Consider the following 15,540-nt stretch of genomic DNA (forward strand, 5'->3'; position numbering starts at 1 on the left):
GGCGACACCCAGGTCGAGCGGCAAATTCCGCGCCCCACCGACTTCCTCGGGAAACCCCGGCAGTCTTCCTCCGCTTTGGCTCCGCGGACAGCGGCCGGGCCCCGAATTCCGCGCTCCCCGCCTACCGAATCCCGTACAAGATCCCGCCTACGCCACTGGATCTCCGCCGTGCGAGGGTGAGGCTTCCGACTCCGGGTCCCCTGCCGAATCCCGCACAAGATCCCGCCTACGCCACTGGATCTCCGCCGCGAGAGGTCAGGCCTCCGACTCCGCGCCCCCTGCCGAATCCCGGACAAGATTCCGCCTACGCCGCTGGATCTCCGCCGTGCGAGGGTGAGGCTTCCGACTCCGGGTCCCCTGCCGAATCCCGCACAAGATCCCGCCTACGCCACTGGATCTCCGCCGCGAGAGGTCAGGCCTCCGACTCCGCGCCCCCTGCCGAATCCCGGACAAGATTCCGCCTACGCCGCTGGATCTCCGCCGTGCGAGGGTGAGGCCTCCGACTCCGCGCCCCCTGCCGAATCCCGCACAAACACCCCGGCCCGCGCCGCCGCAGCAGCTGCTGCCGCCGCCACGTGCGCGTCAGCCGCCGTCACCGGCTCCCGCGAGATGAACAGCCGGTAGAAGATCGGCCCGCTCGCCACGCGCACCACCTCCGCCGCGTCGGTTCCGGCCGGCGCCTCGCCCCGTGCGATGGCCCGCGTGACCATCACGGCCGAGCGCCCGTGCCGGTCCTCGTAGAAGGCGTGCAGTGCCTCCGCCGCGCGCGGGGAGTGGAAGGCCGCCAGCACCGACGCCGTCGGCAGTTCGCGCAGGCCGGGCTCGGTGAAGTACTGCACGAGTTCCAGCAGCGTCGCCGCCAGGTCGCCCGCGAGCGTGCCGGTGTCGGGCGCCGTCCACGGCTGTTCGGTGCCCAGGCGCAGCGCGGCGGCCACGAGCCCGTCCGTCGACTCCCAGCGGCGGTAGATCGTGGTCTTGTGCACGCCCGAACGGTCGGCGACCGCGTCCACCGTCAGGTTCGTGAAGCCCTGCTCCGCGAGCAGGTCGAGCGTCGCCTGCAGCACGGCGAGGCGCGTGCGCTCCGTGCGCCCACCCGGTCGGCGGGTTCCGGCCATTTCGCTTGCCAAGTGCTACTCCAGTTGCGTTAGTGTGCCCAGTATGCCAGACCTCGACTTCCGCACCCCCTTCACGCCCGAAGACGTCTCGCCGATCGCCGACCTGATCGGAGACGCGCGCATCGTCGCCATCGGGGAGAACAACCACCACATCCGCGAGTTCGGCGAGCTGCGCAACCGGCTGCTGCGTCACCTCGTCGAGGAACGCGGCTTCACCGTGCTGGGGTTCGAGTCGGGGTTCGCCGAAGGTGAGCTCGTCGACGGCTGGCTTCGCGGCGCCCCCGGGGACGTCGCCGAAATCGGGCGAGACGGCTTCACCTTCTCCCTCGGCGACTCACCCGAGGCGCACGACATGCTCACCTGGCTCCGCGGCCACGGCGGCGTCCGCTACGCCGGCCTCGACGTCCCCAGCTCCGGCGGCTCACCCGTGCCCGCGCTGAAGGCCGTGCAGCGCTACCTCGAGGAGGTCGCCCCCGACGTCGTCTCGCTCGTCGAAGCGGGCCGCACCGCTTCGGAGCCGTACGCGTCCGTCAGCAGCGCCGTCGCCCCTGGCCGTTACGCGGCGATGGCCGCCCCCGCGCGCGACGCAGCGACGGCGGCCTTCACCGCACTCCTGTCCCACCTGAAATCGCTGGCGCCCGTCTACTCGCAGCGACGCGACCGGGATTCTCACGCCATCGCTGAGCACCACGCCCTCGGCGCCCTGCGCATCGACATGTACCTGCGCGAGCTCGCGGCGATGATGGCCGGCGTCGCGCCGTCGATGCAGAGTTCTTCGCGCGACACGTACATGGCGTCGACCGTGAAGCTGCTTCGCCGGCTACACGGCGAAGGCACGAAGATCGTCGTGATGGTCCACAACGGACACCTCCAGCGCGTCCCCTTCGCCGCCGCGCCCGGGATGGTCTTCCCCTCGGCCGGCACGCACCTGGCCGCCGAGTTCGGCGACGACTACTTCACGCTCGGCGTCACCGCCGGCACCGGGACCACCAGCGGCCTCACCCCGGACGAAGGCGAACGCCTCGGCTTCCGCGTCCACCCCGAAGAGCTGCCGCCGCTGGCCGACGACAGCGTCGAAGCCACCCTCGCCGGCTCCGACGCCTGCCTCGTCGACCTGCGCGCCAACCGCGCGAAGGGCGTGGCAGGCCCGACGAGCATCCGCCACGCCCACATGTTCACCCAGGTCGACGTAGTCCAGGCCTTCGACGCCCTCGCCTACCTGCCGAAGATGTCCGTCAGCGACCACGTGGCCAAGGCCTAGTCCGCCATCAGCGGTTCGAATCGCCGATAGGCGGCGAAATCGCGGAAGTGCCGGGTGTACAGGTCGGCGTCGCGCGTGAGGTCGTTCTCGAGGGCACGAGCGGCGTCGACCACCCGCTTGCAGCGCAACGTGATCAGCTCGCCCTGTTCGTTGCGGTGGCTGCCCGTCTCGCCTTCGACGCGCCGGGCCACAGCTTCGTGCGCGGCTTCTTCGCTCTCGGCGTACACGAGCACGAAGTCTTCGCGGTACAGCGGTTCGTACGTGGGCGAATCGCTCGTTGCCTCGTAGAGGACAACGGCGACGTACGCGTTGGCGCTCATCGTTCCCCCTGGTTCGCTCCATGATCACTTTCGCCGCGTACCGGCCAGCGGGCAACCGGATTTCGAGCTCAAACACGGACCAGCCCATCGTGTGACGTCGAGTTGCCGTCGGCCCGCGCGCGGGATACGACGCAGGAATGCGGAACCGAACGGCTCGTGGTCTTTTTTCGGCGACAATGGCGTTCTTGCTGGTGGCGGCGGGAAACTCACCCGCGCTCGCGGCCGGCGGCACGCAGGTCAACCCGCCGAGCTGGGCGCTCGACCGGATCGACCAGCGGACGGGCCTCGACCAGAAGTACCGCTACGAATCCGACGCCGCCGACGTCACCGTCTACGTGATCGACAGCGGCGTCGACGCCAAGCACCCCGACTTCCAGGGCCGCGTCCAGCCGGGCAAGGACTTCCTGACGGCCGGCGCCGACACCTCCGACACCAACGGTCACGGCACCCGCGTCGCCGGCATCGTCGCCGGCCGCAGCTACGGCGTCGCCAAGGCCGCGCAGATCTTCCCGGTCCGCGTTCTCGACAAGGACGGCGGCGGCTCCACCGACAACATCATCGCCGGCATCAACTGGGTCGCCCAGAACGCCCACCAGCCGGCCGTCGCCGTTCTCGGCATCGGCGGCGTCGCCAATGAGCAGCTCGACAACGCCGTCGCCGGCCTCGCCGCGGTGATGCCCACCGTCGTCCCCGCGGGCGAAGGAGGCGAAGACGACAGCCAGGTTTCGCCGGCGAGGGTCCCGGCCGCGCTCACCGTCGCGGCGAGCGACGTGCAGGACCAGGTGGCGACTTTCTCGGACTTCGGGACGCCCGTCGACCTCTACGCGCCGGGCGTGGACATCCCGGCGCCGATCGCGGGCTCGTCGGACGTCGGCACGTTATCGGGCACGTCGATGGCCGCGGCCGTCGTCGCGGGCGCCGCCGCCGTCTACCGATCCCTGCACCCGGACGCCGCGCCGGCCGATGTCGACAAGGCGTTGGTGCAGGCAGCGACCCCGGACGTGCTGAAAAACGTCCCTTCCGGCACTGCCAACCGTTTGCTCTGCACCCTGGCCGCACCGACGTCCTGACTGTTGCGGCGAGCCCGAGATCCCCGCATCATGCACGCAGGTCGGTGCGCATGATGTCCATCACTTGGACTTCAGCTCCCGGAGGGCGAGAAGAACCGGGTAACGTGCCTTCACTACCGATCCGAAACGGGAAGGACCGGGCATGTTCCGCAAGGTGCTGGTGGCCAACCGCGGTGAGATCGCGATCCGAGCGTTCCGCGCAGGCTACGAACTGGGGGCGGGCACGGTTGCCGTGTTCCCGCACGAAGACCGCAACTCGCTCCATCGGCTGAAGGCCGACGAGGCCTACGAGATCGGGGAGCCCGGCCACCCGGTGCGCGCCTATCTCTCCGTCGAGGAGATCGTCAAGGCCGCCAAGAAGGCGGGTGCCGACGCGGTCTACCCGGGTTATGGCTTCCTGTCGGAGAATCCCGACCTGGCGCTCGCGTGCGAGCAGGCGGGGATCACTTTCGTCGGCCCGAGCGCCGAAATCCTCGAGCTCACGGGCAACAAGGCACGCGCCGTGAAGGCCGCGCGCGAGGCCGGCGTGCCGGTGCTCGGCTCGTCGGAGCCTTCCAGCGACGTCGACGCCCTGGTGGCCGCGGCCGACGACCTCGGTTTCCCGGTGTTCGTCAAGGCCGTTGCCGGCGGTGGCGGCCGCGGCATGCGGCGAGTCGAGGACCCGGCGATGCTGCGCGAGTCCATCGAAGCCGCGGCCCGCGAGGCCGAGTCGGCGTTCGGCGACCCGACGGTGTTCCTCGAGAAGGCCGTGGTCGAACCGCGGCACATCGAGGTGCAGATCCTCGCCGACGGCGAGGGCAACGTCATCCACCTCTACGAGCGCGACTGCTCCGTGCAGCGTCGCCACCAGAAGGTGGTCGAGCTCGCGCCCGCGCCGAACCTCGACCCCGAGCTGCGCGACCGCATCTGCGCCGACGCCGTGCGCTTCGCGCGCCAGATCGGCTACCGCAACGCCGGCACCGTCGAGTTCCTCCTCGACCGCGAGGGCAACCACGTGTTCATCGAGATGAACCCGCGGATCCAGGTCGAGCACACGGTGACCGAGGAGGTCACCGACGTCGACCTCGTGCAGTCCCAGCTGCGCATCGCCTCCGGCGAGACGCTGGCCGACCTCGGCCTCTCGCAGGACAAGATCTACCTGCGCGGAGCCGCGCTGCAGTGCCGCATCACCACGGAAGACCCGGCCAACGGCTTCCGCCCCGACACCGGCATGATCAGCGCCTACCGTTCGCCGGGCGGCTCCGGCATCCGCCTCGACGGCGGCACCGCGTTCTCCGGCACGGAGATCAGCGCGCACTTCGACTCGCTGCTGGTGAAGCTCACCTGCCGCGGCCGCGACTTCAAGACCGCCGTGGGCCGCGCCCGCCGCGCCGTCGCGGAGTTCCGCATCCGCGGTGTCTCCACGAACATCCCGTTCCTCCAGGCGGTGCTCGACGACCCGGACTTCCGCGAAGGCCGCGTCACCACGTCGTTCATCGAGGAACGCCCGCATCTGCTCACCGCCCGCCACTCGGCGGACCGCGGCACGCGCCTGCTCACCTACCTGGCCGACCAGACGGTGAACCGTCCCCACGGCGAGCGCCCGCGCACCCTCGACGCGTCGGCGAAGCTGCCGAAGCTGCCCGCTGACGTGACACCGCCGGACGGCTCGAAGCAGAAGCTCACCGAGCTGGGTCCGGCCGGCTTCGCCCGCTGGCTGCGGCATTCGCCGATGCTCGGCGTCACGGACACGACCTTCCGCGACGCCCACCAGTCGCTGCTCGCGACGCGGGTGCGCACGAAGGACCTGCTGGCCGTGGCCCCGGTCGTCGCCGCGACCGTGCCACAGCTGCTTTCCCTCGAGTGCTGGGGCGGCGCCACCTACGACGTCGCCCTGCGCTTCCTGGCCGAGGACCCGTGGGAGCGCCTCGAGCAGCTGCGCAAGGCCGTGCCCAACATCTGCCTGCAGATGCTGCTGCGCGGCCGCAACACGGTGGGGTACACGCCGTATCCCACCGAGGTGACGCACGCGTTCATCGAGGAAGCGACCGCCACCGGCATCGACATCTTCCGCATCTTCGACGCCCTCAACGACGTCGAGCAGATGCGGCCGGCCATCGAAGCCGTGCGCGAAACCGGCACCGCTGTCGCCGAAGTGGCGCTCTGCTACACCTCCGATCTGTCCGATCCCAACGAAAACCTCTACACGCTCGACTACTACCTCAAGCTGGCCGAGCAGATCGTCGGTGCCGGCGCGCACATCCTGGCCATCAAGGACATGGCGGGCCTGCTCCGCGCACCGGCCGCCGCGAAGCTCGTGACGGCGCTGCGCAGGGAGTTCGACCTCCCCGTGCACATCCACACGCACGACACCGCGGGTGGCCAGCTGGCCACCTACCTCGCCGCCATCCAGGCCGGCGCGGACGCGGTCGACGGCGCCGTGTCGTCGATGGCGGGCACCACCTCGCAGCCGTCGCTCGGCTCGATCGTCGCGGCGACCGACCACTCCGACCGCACGACCGGTCTCGACCTGCAGGCGATCGGCGACCTCGAGCCCTACTGGGAGAGCGTGCGCAAGATCTACGCGCCGTTCGAGGCCGGCCTCGCGTCGCCCACCGGGCGCGTGTACCACCACGAAATCCCGGGCGGCCAGCTCTCCAACCTGCGCACGCAGGCCATCGCGCTGGGCCTCGGTGACCGCTTCGAGGACATCGAGGCCATGTACGCGGCGGCCGACAAGATCCTCGGCCACCTCGTGAAGGTCACGCCTTCGTCCAAGGTGGTCGGCGACCTCGCGCTGCACCTCGTCGGCGCCGGCGTCTCGCCCGCGGACTTCGAGGCCGAGCCCAACAAGTTCGACATCCCGGACTCCGTGATCGGCTTCCTGCGCGGCGAGCTCGGCGACCCGCCGGGCGGCTGGCCGGAGCCGTTCCGCACCAAGGCTCTGGAGGGCCGTTCGGCGGCCAAGCCCGTGGCGGAACTGTCCGAAGAGGACCGCAAGGACCTCACCGACAACCGGCGCAGCGCCCTGAACCGGCTGCTCTTCCCCGGCCCGACGAAGGAGTTCGAAGCCCACCGCGAGGCCTACGGTGACACGAGTGTGCTGTCCAGCAAGGACTTCTTCTACGGTCTGCGCCCGGGCGAGGAGTATCAGGTCGACCTGGAGCCCGGCGTCCGGCTGCTCATCGAGCTCGAAGCCATCGGTGAGGCCGACGAGCGCGGTGTGCGCACGGTGATGTCGACGCTCAACGGCCAGCTCCGGCCGATCCAGATCCGCGACCGTTCCATCGCCTCGGACATCCCCGCGACCGAAAAGGCCGAGAAGGGCAACCCGAAGCAGATCGCTGCTCCCTTCGCCGGTGTGGTGACGCTGCAGGTGGCGGAAGGCGATCAGGTCGCGGCCGGCGCGACCGTGGCGACGATCGAGGCCATGAAGATGGAAGCTTCGATCACGGCGTCGGCGGCGGGCAAGGTCGGGCGGTTGGCGATCACCTCCGTTCAGCAGGTCGAGGGCGGGGACCTCCTCATCGTGCTCGAGTAGCGTGCCGCGGCGCCAGTCTCGACCGTCGCGAACGGTCCATTCGTGCCATCACGGCGCGAATGGACCGTTCGCGCCGTCTCGGGCTCGTCTCGCCGGCCGTCGCCGCGCTAACGTCGGGCGCATGCTGATCAACGCGGTGCCGCAGTGGCAGGGCGCGATCGGCCCCCGGGCACGGGGACTGGTCGAGGGCTGCCTCGCGCTTTCCGAGCTGGCCGGGCACGTCCTGGGCCTGCCGGTGCACCACATCCACCAGGACCCCGAATCCTCCGACGTGGTGTCGGGCGTCGCCAACCGGGCCGTGCTCACGGGCACGAACCGAGGGGCGCAACTCACCGCGCTCGAAGCACCCGGCGGCCCGGTCCTGACGATCGGCGGCGACTGCGGAGTCGAGCTCGTGCCGATCGGCGTCGCGCGCTACCGCTACGGCCCGGCGCTCGGCGTCGCCTGGTTCGACGCGCATCCGGACCTGAACACGGCAGCATCGTCACCGTCGGGCGCGTTCCACGGCATGGTGCTGCGGTCGCTGCTCGGCGAAGGTGACGAGCAGTTCGCGGCGAGCCCGGCTGTCGAAGCCGGCCGGGTGGCGCTGTTCGGAACGCGGGCGTTCGACGCCGCGGAGGAAGAGGCTATCGCCCAGGGTTTGGCCGTGCGCACCGACGATGCCGCCGCGACGCTGCGCGAGTCCGGCGCCGAGCAGGTGTACTTGCACCTCGATCTCGACGTGCTGGACCCGGCGTCCTTCGGCGGTGTCAACTATCCGGAGCCCGGTGGGCTGACGGTCAGCGAGCTTGTCCGGGCGATCGATGCACTGTCCGAAATGGACGTCATCGGCGCGGGGATCACAGAGTGCGTGGGCACGGAGCTCGAGGTTCTCGAGCCCGTGATCGCCGCGGTGGGGAGGGTGCTGCTGCAGGACTGAACCCGTTTGCCCCCAGGCGGATTCCGCTCCGGCGGCGATCTTCGCCCCGGTGCGCGACCACGAGTGTGTACGGCCAGAAGGAGGTGTGCCCGAGCCGTACCGGAGATGGTCTGCGAAATGGCGAACTGTTCGCCGGCCGGGGATCGGCGATTACTGCTGGTCTTGCGGAACGTCACTGAGGGCCGCACGCGCGGCGTCGACGGCTTCCTCCGGCGCGACGCCCAGCTCTCGAACACGCTGGGCGTACTCCGTGGCAGCGTCGCGGAGCAGTGACGCGCGGTCCGGCCGCTCGGCCGAGCCGATGACGACTGTTCCCTTCGCCCGCGCCGTGGTCACCCAGCCGGCAGCCTCGAGTTTGCGGTAGACGCGGGCGATGGTGCCGGAGGCGAGCCCGAGGTCTCGGGCCAGCTGACGGATCGGTGGCAACCGGGCGTCGACCGGTAGTGCGCCGGTGCCGATGGCGCGGACGATCTGGTCGTGGACTTGACGCCACGGCGCGACGCCGTTGTCGGCGTCGACGGTCACTCGCAGCGGCATCTACTTCGTCGCCGCGGTCGCGGGCAGTTTCCGCGGCGGCGTGGCGATCGCGATGAATGCGGCGAGTGAGACGACGATCGCGAGGAACGACGCCAGGTTGCCGCCGGGCCAGGCGGTCGTGGCGCACATGCCGGTGGCGAGCCCGAGTGCGACGCGCGCGCTGCGGCAACGCAGCGCGAGGTCGACGTCGGGATCTCCCGCGGCCGGCCGTCGGACGGCGAGGAGCACCACGCCCCACGCGACGGCGGTGGTCGCGATGGTGACGCCGAACAGTGGCCATTTGCCGATCATGGCGAGGTGGATCGCTGCGGCGAGCGCGGCCAGCGCGGTGACGATGATCGCCCACGGGGGCGCGAAGTCGAGGATGCCGCGCGGTGCCAGCACGGCCTCGCGTCGCGTGCTTGGCGATGGGCGTTGCGCGAGCACTTCGGCGATCAACCCGCCGAGGAGGAGCACGGGCATGATCGAGCTGAGGTCGTTGGCGTTCGCGAAGTCCGCTGCGCCCGGGATGAACGGGAGGCCCACGAAGAGCCACGGATACCAGAACCTGCGGCGGCGCAGGTAGAGCACGGCCACGGACACCTGGTCCGGGGTCGCGTCGGGCAAGCCCCATTTGGCGAGCAGGCGCGCGCCCTGGCGTTGGCCCGGCCAGAGCACGAACAGGATGGCCAGGCCGAGCAGGCCGCAAGCGATCGCGACGCCGACCGCGGAGCCGAGGTTCATGGTGTGGTCCCCCTGTCTTGTATCAAGTTAATGATACAAGACGGAGTGGTGTCGTGCACGGCGCCGGTCCGCGTTGCCGTTGGGTGACGACGCGGAGTTGGCTGCGGGCAGCGGAAAAGAAAAATCCCGGCCACCCGGGCCGGGATCTCTCTTCTGCGTGCCGTCAGTTCTTGAGGTCCGCGACGATCTCGTAGGAGCGCACGCGGTCTTCGTGCCCGTGGACCATCGTGGTGACCATGAGCTCGTCGGCGCCCGTGTCGGCGAGGAGCTGGTCGAGTCCCTTTCGGACGGTCTCGGGCGAACCGATGATGCTCGAGCCGAACCGGTCGGCGAGGAACGCGCGGTCCATGTCCGTGTACGGGTATTCGGCGGCTTCCTCGGGCGTCGGCAGCGCGATCGGGCGGCCGCGGCGCAGGCTGAGGAACGTCAGCCCGCTGGGGCCGGCCAGGAACTGCGCGCGCTCGTCGGTCTCCGCGGCGACCACGGACACGCCGAGCATCACGTACGGCTCAGCCAGCGTCTCGGAAGGACGGAAGTTCTCCCGGTAGAGCTGCACGGCCGGCAACGTGTTCTCGGCGGCGAAGTGGTGGGCGAACGAGAACGGCACACCGAGGCGGCCGGCCAGCTGCGCGCTGAAGCCGGACGAACCCAGCAGCCACAGCGGCGGCTTGTTGCCCTCGGCGGTCACGGCGTTGACGCCGCGCGCCGGGTCGCGCTCGAAGTACTCGAGCAGCTCCATCAGCTGCTCGGGGAAGTTCTCGGCGGACAGCCCGCCGGGGCCGCGCAGCGCGAGCGCCGTGCGCTGGTCGGTGCCGGGCGCGCGCCCGATGCCGAGGTCGATGCGGTTCGGGTGCAGCGCCTCCAGCGTGCCGAACTGCTCGGCCACCACGAGCGGCGCGTGGTTGGGCAGCATGATGCCGCCCGAACCCACGCGGATCGACTCCGTGGCGTCGGCGACGGTCCCGATCAGCACCACCGTGGCCGAGCTGGCGATGCCCGGCATGTTGTGGTGCTCGGCGAGCCAATAGCGGCGGTACCCCAGCCGCTCGGCGTGACGGGCGAGGTCGATGGTGTTGCGCAGCGCTTCGCCGACCCCGTGCCCGTCCGAGACGGGGGAGAGGTCGAGCACGGACAGCGGCACGTCAGGCAGAGAACTCACGTTGAGCAGTAACGCACAAGACGGCTGTTCCCTTCCCGTCGAGTCAGAGTCGGCCGGCCGCAACGGGTCGGAATCGGACACATCGGCGCTTCGCCACCAGGCGGCGACGGCTTCGCCACTCGGCGGCGAATCCCTGGTCGGGCCGGGGTCGGGGTTGCGGCCACGGGCAACTCGGGTGCGTCGCCTCAGCCTGAGGGCTGGTGGTGCATGTCATGGGTGCGTGTCTTGGTCGCTGCGGCAGGCGAGACCATCGCCGATCAGTGGCGAACCCGCGGACGAGTCGGGGAGGGCGGGCCGCAGAGCCTGAGGGCGCGGTCAACTCGGTCAGGTGGTCAAGACCGGAGATGCCGAGCCTGCCGAGGTCTCGCCGTTGAGAGGCAACGTGCTGAGCCAGGTGCGGCCAAGGCCGGAGATATCGAGCAAGGCGGGGCGTCGCCGGTGAGGGGCGACAGACGGAGTCGCGTGGCCAAGACCGGAGATGACTGGCCAGACGCCCGTCGCCGTTGAGGGGCGACGGGCGAGGGATCAGGTAGTGGGCAGCCAGTCCGGGTTGGAGGCCAGGACAATGAGGTGCTGGGTCGCCCGGGTGAGGGCGACGTAGAGGACCCGGCGGCCCGTCGAGGACTCGGTGACGAGGTCCATCGGCTCGACGAGGACGACGGCGTCGTACTCGAGGCCCTTGGAGTCGAGGCTGCCGACGACCTTGAGGCGTTCGTCGGTCTCGTTGGTGAACCAGGCGGTGACCTCGGGGACGCGGTCCATGGCCGTGATGACGCCCACGGTGCCTTCGACGGAGCCGAGGAGTTCCTTGACCGCGGCCTGCGTCGCGCCTTCCAGAGCGCCGGCCTCGACGGGCCGGACCTCGGGTTCGATGCCGGTGGTGCGGACGGCTCGGGGGAGCTCGTCGGCCTGGGCGTGGCCGGTGACGACCTTCGCGGCGAGGTCGAAGATCTCCGCGGAGTTGCGGTAGTTGGTGCGCAGCGTAAAGCGGCGGCGGGTGGTCTTCACGCCGAAGGCCTGGTCGCGCGCGGCGGCGGCCTCGTCGGGGTCGGGCCAGGAGCTCTGCACCGGGTCGCCGACGACGGTCCAGCTGGCGTACTTGCCGCGGCGGCCGACCATGCGCCACTGCATGGGGGAGAGGTCCTGGGACTCGTCGACGACGACGTGGGAGTACTCGTCGTAGTGCTCGGGCCGGTGGGTGCCGCCGCCGGTGGTGCCGCGTTCGGGCTCGGCCTCGAGGACGGTCTGGCGCCGGCGGCGTTTGGGCTCGGGGCCGACGAGGACGCGCAGCTCGTCGAGCAGGGCGACGTCGGCGACGGACCAGCCGCGCGAACGGTCGGCGAAGTCGGCGGCGAGCAGGGAGATCTCGTGGCGGTTGAGCACGCCCTTCGCGGCTGCGGCGAGGCGCTTCTCGTCGCCGAGCCACTTGAGGATCTGCGCCGGGTACAGGACCGGCCACCAGACGACGAGGAAGCGGTGGAACTCGATGCGCTCGCCGAGGTCGTTGATCAGCTCCGCGCGGTCGAGCTGCTTGCCGTCGGCCTTCGCGTACTCGTCGGCCTTGTCGGCGAGCGCGCCCAGCAGCAGCTCGGCCGTGCGCACGCGCGCGCGGTTGGGGGGCGCGCCCTGGGTGTGGGCCTTGCGGCGGACCTTGTCCAGCTCGCGCGCCGAGAGCTTGAGCACCTCGCCGCGGTAGACGATGCGCATCTCCTGCGGCGATTCCGGCGGCGTGTCGCGCAAGGCACGCAGCAGCACCTTCCGCATGCGCAGCGAGCCCTTGATCGCGGCCAGCTCGGAGGTGTCCTGGCGCGTGGCATTGAGGCCGTCGAGCACTTCGCCGAGGGCACGCAGCTCCACGTTCGTCTCGCCCATCGACGGCAACACCCGCGAGATGTACGTGGTGAACACCCCGGACGGCCCGATCACGAGCACGCCGGCGCCGCCGAGCTGGCGGCGGTGGCGGTACAGCAGGTACGCGGCGCGGTGCAGGGCGACGGCCGTCTTGCCCGTGCCCGGGCCGCCGGTGATCTCGGTGACGCCGCGCCACGGAGCGCGGATGACCTCGTCCTGTTCCTTCTGGATCGTGGCGACGATGTCGCGCATCTTCTCGCCGCGGGAACGGCCGAGCGCGGCCATCAGCGCGCCCTCGCCGACGATCTGCATGTCCTCGGGGACGGCGTCGGGGATCAGCACGTCGTCGTCGACGTCGAGCACGGTCTGGCCGGAGCAGCGGATGACGCGGCGGCGCACCACGTCCATCGGCTCCTCGGCCGTGGCCTGGTAGAACGCGGCGGCGGCGGGCGCGCGCCAGTCGGTGACGAGGTTGTCGAACTCGTTGTCGCGGATGCCGAGGCGGCCGACGTAGATGTGGTCGCGGTCGAGGTGGTCGAGCCGGCCGAAGACGAGGCCCTCGTACTCGGCGTCGAGCGTCTGGAGGGTCTGGTTGGCGTGGAAGACCATCATGTCGCGTTCGAAAAGCATCGAGGCCTGTTCGAAAATCGCCTCGCGCTGGGCGCCTTGCCCAAGCTCGTAGCCCTTCGTGCGCATCGCCTCGGCCTGTACCCGCAGCTCGGCGAGCCGGGTGTAGACCCGATCCACGTGGGCCTGCTCGACGGCGATCTCCGCCCGTCTCACCCGGGGTTCCGACACGCAACGCTCCTAAACGACTCGATGCCTCACGAGGGCGAAGAACGACTGTACGCGCCCGCGCGCGCGAGGTTCAGCAAGTCCTGCCCAACGCCACACCGCGACGTTCGGCGAAGATGGCGGGGTGACGAGGATCGTGGCGGGAAAGGCGGGCGGCCGGCGGCTCAAGGTGCCGCCCAAGGGGACCCGCCCGACGTCCGAACGCGTGCGCGAAGCCCTGTTCAACGCGCTCGAGGTGGCCGGTGAGCTCGACGGCACCCGCGTGCTCGACCTGTACGCCGGATCCGGCGCCCTCGGCCTCGAAGCCCTCTCCCGCGGTGCCGCCGACGCGTGGTTCGTCGAGGCCGACCGCCGCGCGGCCGACGTGCTGCGCGGCAACGTCGGCGCGCTGGGCCTGGGCGGCACCGTCCGGGCCGCGCCCGTGGAGGCCGTGGTCGCCGCGCCCGCGCCGGCGCAGTTCGACGTGGTGCTGGCCGATCCGCCTTACGCCGTGGACGCCGCCGCGCTGGGCTCCGTGCTGGCCGCGCTCGACGAAGGTGGCTGGCTCGCCGACGGTGCCCTCGTGGTGATCGAACGCGCCGCCCGCGACGGCGCGCCCGACTGGCCCGGCGCCTACACGCCCACGCGCGACAAGAAGTACGGCGACACCGCCCTGCACTGGGCCGAGTACGCGCGCCGAGCACAGGTGTGACGCAGTAGTCACGAAGTGCGCGCGCAGCGTCGCGCCTTGGTAGCGTCCGCGCATGCGGCGTGCGGTCTGTCCCGGTTCCTACGATCCGGCCACCAACGGGCACCTCGACATCATCGAGCGGGCCTCCCTCCTCTTCGACGAGGTCGTGGTCGCGGTGGGGGTGAACAAGAGCAAGAAGGGCCTCTTCGACGTCGAGGAACGGCTGGAGATGCTGCGCGAGATCACCGCACCCCTCCCGAACGTGCGCGTGGACTCGTGGCAGGGCCTGCTCGTGGACTACTGCCGCGAGAACGACATCGCGGCCGTCGCGAAGGGCCTGCGCTCGGTCAGCGACTTCGACTACGAACTGCAGATGGCCCAGATGAACCGGGAGCTCACCGGCCTCGAGACGCTGCTGATGGCCAACAACCCGGCCTACGGCTTCGTCTCCAGCTCGCTGGTGAAGGAGGTCGCGGCGCTCGGCGGCGACGTCGAGCGGCTCGTGCCGCCGGTGGTGTTCGAACGGCTGCGCAAGGTGTTCCCGCACCAGGGCTGAGTGCGGTCCCGCACACGGGATGTCCGAACTCGATCAAGGTTCGGTGCGCTCGTGAACAAGCGCAGGCGCGTCCTGGAACAAGGGCTGCGCGTTCCCGAACACGATCCGGTGCACTCCCGCACAAGGTTCGTCCGGCCCCGAACAGGATCCGCCTGGTCGAGAACAAGATCCGAGCGTTTTCGCACGGTCACCCGGCGCATTCGCCCGAACGGGTTGCGACCATCGTCGGGACTTCCGGGAACGCTCGAAGCTGTTCACTTGACGGCCGCCTCGCGACCATCCGATCGGGTTACGGTCCGAAAATGGCCAACCACCGTTCGCGCTTAGCGACCGTCCTGTTCGCGCTGCTGGTCGGATTCCTCGGGCTGGGCACCGCCGCGGTCGCGGCACCCGCTGCCCCGGCGGCGCCGGCGTCCGTGCTGCAGAACTCCTGCGGCAACCTGTCGGGCTTCTCGCACACGTCGCTGTCCTCGCTCCCCGCGGAGGCGACGACGACCTACAACCTGATCCAGAAGGGCGGGCCCTTCCCGTACCCGAAGAACGACGGCGTCGTCTTCGACAACCGCGAAGGCATCCTGCCGTCCTGCGCTTCGAGCTACTACCACGAGTACACCGTGCCCACTCCCGGTGCGAGCAACCGCGGCACGCGCCGGATCATCACCGGCCAGGGCGGCGAGTACTTCTACACCGGTGACCACTACGCGACCTTCAAGGTCATCGACGTCAACGGTGGCGGCGGCAACACCGGCTCCTGCGGCAACCTCTCGGGCCTGGCGAAGATCGGCTACTCCACCTTGTCCTCGGCCGCGAAGTCGGTCGTGAACCAGGTGCGCAACGGCGCGACCGGCCAGACCTACGAGAACCGCGAGGGCGTGCTGCCGGCCTGCTCCGCGGGCTACTACCAGCTGTTCCCGGTGGGCACCAACGACCGCGTGATCAAGGGCAAGGGCGGCGAGCTGGCCTACACGCCGGACCGCTACGCCACCTTCAAGCGCATCGACCTCAACTCCTGAAAATCCCGGCCCGTCCCCGTGCCGCCCCACC

Annotated in this window: 13 protein-coding genes; 7 read left to right on the forward strand and 6 right to left on the reverse strand. The window is 70.4% G+C overall.

Features of this window, described 5'->3' with window-relative positions:
- Positions 1 to 461: 461 nt before the first annotated feature.
- Positions 462 to 1,115 carry a TetR/AcrR family transcriptional regulator gene (locus AB0878_RS16545; RefSeq protein ID WP_366580622.1) on the reverse strand — a complete coding sequence of 218 codons (654 nt, stop codon included), beginning with the start codon at positions 1,113 to 1,115 and terminating at the stop codon, positions 462 to 464.
- Between the two features lie 43 nt (positions 1,116 to 1,158).
- Between AB0878_RS16545 and AB0878_RS16550 the strand changes: the two genes are divergently transcribed.
- Positions 1,159 to 2,376 (forward strand): erythromycin esterase family protein, encoded by a 1,218-nt coding sequence (locus AB0878_RS16550; RefSeq protein WP_366580624.1) that lies wholly within the window; start codon positions 1,159 to 1,161, stop codon positions 2,374 to 2,376.
- Here AB0878_RS16550 and AB0878_RS16555 read toward each other — a convergent pair.
- On the reverse strand, positions 2,373 to 2,696 hold the full coding sequence (locus tag AB0878_RS16555; protein WP_366580626.1) for a DUF4288 domain-containing protein: 324 nt from the start codon (positions 2,694 to 2,696) through the stop codon (positions 2,373 to 2,375). The genes AB0878_RS16550 and AB0878_RS16555 overlap by 4 nt on opposite strands.
- A 176-nt stretch (positions 2,697 to 2,872) precedes the next feature.
- On the opposite strand from AB0878_RS16555, the gene AB0878_RS16560 reads away from it, so the two are divergent.
- The 3 genes from AB0878_RS16560 (at position 2,873) to AB0878_RS16570 (ending at position 8,205) form a co-directional block, all read left to right on the forward strand.
- Positions 2,873 to 3,766, forward strand: a complete 894-nt coding sequence (locus AB0878_RS16560) for a S8 family peptidase (RefSeq protein ID WP_366580628.1) — start codon at positions 2,873 to 2,875, stop codon at positions 3,764 to 3,766.
- 142 nt (positions 3,767 to 3,908) lie between these two features.
- Positions 3,909 to 7,286 (forward strand): pyruvate carboxylase, encoded by a 3,378-nt coding sequence (locus AB0878_RS16565; protein ID WP_366580630.1) that lies wholly within the window; start codon positions 3,909 to 3,911, stop codon positions 7,284 to 7,286.
- A 121-nt stretch (positions 7,287 to 7,407) separates the two neighbouring features.
- Entirely contained in the window at positions 7,408 to 8,205 is a 798-nt protein-coding gene (locus AB0878_RS16570) for an arginase family protein (protein WP_366580632.1), read from the forward strand.
- Between the two features lie 150 nt (positions 8,206 to 8,355).
- On the opposite strand, the gene AB0878_RS16575 is transcribed toward AB0878_RS16570, so the two are convergent.
- From AB0878_RS16575 to AB0878_RS16590, 4 genes are all read right to left on the reverse strand, one after another.
- Complete coding sequence (locus AB0878_RS16575; RefSeq protein ID WP_366580634.1) at positions 8,356 to 8,742, reverse strand: GntR family transcriptional regulator; 387 nt, start codon at positions 8,740 to 8,742, stop codon at positions 8,356 to 8,358.
- Positions 8,743 to 9,465: a hypothetical protein gene (locus tag AB0878_RS16580; protein WP_366580636.1), complete on the reverse strand. Its 723-nt coding sequence runs from the start codon at positions 9,463 to 9,465 to the stop codon at positions 8,743 to 8,745.
- A gap of 163 nt (positions 9,466 to 9,628) precedes the next feature.
- A complete protein-coding gene (locus AB0878_RS16585; protein ID WP_366580638.1) occupies positions 9,629 to 10,624 on the reverse strand; it encodes an LLM class flavin-dependent oxidoreductase in 996 nt (331 codons plus the stop codon).
- 525 nt (positions 10,625 to 11,149) lie between these two features.
- A complete protein-coding gene (locus AB0878_RS16590) occupies positions 11,150 to 13,273 on the reverse strand; it encodes an ATP-binding domain-containing protein (protein WP_366580640.1) in 2,124 nt (707 codons plus the stop codon).
- Between the two features lie 121 nt (positions 13,274 to 13,394).
- Between AB0878_RS16590 and rsmD the strand changes: the two genes are divergently transcribed.
- The 3 genes from rsmD (at position 13,395) to AB0878_RS16605 (ending at position 15,509) form a co-directional block, all read left to right on the forward strand.
- Entirely contained in the window at positions 13,395 to 13,961 is a 567-nt protein-coding gene (gene rsmD / locus AB0878_RS16595) for a 16S rRNA (guanine(966)-N(2))-methyltransferase RsmD (protein ID WP_366580642.1), read from the forward strand.
- Positions 13,962 to 14,013: 52 nt separating this feature from the next.
- Positions 14,014 to 14,496, forward strand: coding sequence for a pantetheine-phosphate adenylyltransferase (gene coaD / locus AB0878_RS16600; RefSeq protein WP_366580644.1), 483 nt, complete (start codon positions 14,014 to 14,016; stop codon positions 14,494 to 14,496).
- Positions 14,497 to 14,798: 302 nt separating this feature from the next.
- Positions 14,799 to 15,509, forward strand: a complete 711-nt coding sequence (locus tag AB0878_RS16605; RefSeq protein ID WP_366580646.1) for a ribonuclease domain-containing protein — start codon at positions 14,799 to 14,801, stop codon at positions 15,507 to 15,509.
- Positions 15,510 to 15,540 lie beyond the last annotated feature (31 nt).

It is taken from the genome of Amycolatopsis sp. NPDC047767 (assembly GCF_040704195.1).
GTDB lineage: Bacteria > Actinomycetota > Actinomycetes > Mycobacteriales > Pseudonocardiaceae > Amycolatopsis.